The organism is Virgibacillus sp. 7505, assembly GCF_002272135.1.
Classification (GTDB): domain Bacteria; phylum Bacillota; class Bacilli; order Bacillales; family Amphibacillaceae; genus Terribacillus.
The window spans coordinates 1-330 of sequence record NZ_NPBF01000101.1; the positions used below are offsets into that span (position 1 = coordinate 1).

General features: G+C 38.2%; 1 protein-coding gene. It reads right to left on the reverse strand.

The genetic code is table 11. The annotated features are described in order from the left end of the window. Positions 1–52: 52 nt before the first annotated feature. Positions 53–330 (reverse strand): AzlD domain-containing protein (locus CHH91_RS18105; RefSeq protein WP_095224768.1); only part of this gene is annotated, 278 nt, incomplete at its 5' end.

Below are 330 nucleotides of genomic sequence, written 5' to 3' on the forward strand. Positions count from 1 at the left end.
AAAATAGCGTGCTTCGGATGGTAACTGAAATGCTTCACCATAAGTCGACAGACTAAAAAAGATATTGCAAGACCATCATGGTGAACACCCCCGATAAAACAGTGGCTAATAAGCTACGGGAAATGATCGCTACTAAAAAAGTCGGTATAATGGCGTAAATGTTTAAATTATACAACGAAAAGGATATATTCCCCTCTTGATTAATGAAGATTTCTTGACCTAGTAATGCAGCAATAATCGCTATAGGCACGTAATCAAGCCATTTTAATAACCACGCTGGTAACTCCATTCTAGTAAGTACAACTAATGGAAGGACTCGTGGGATAAAGG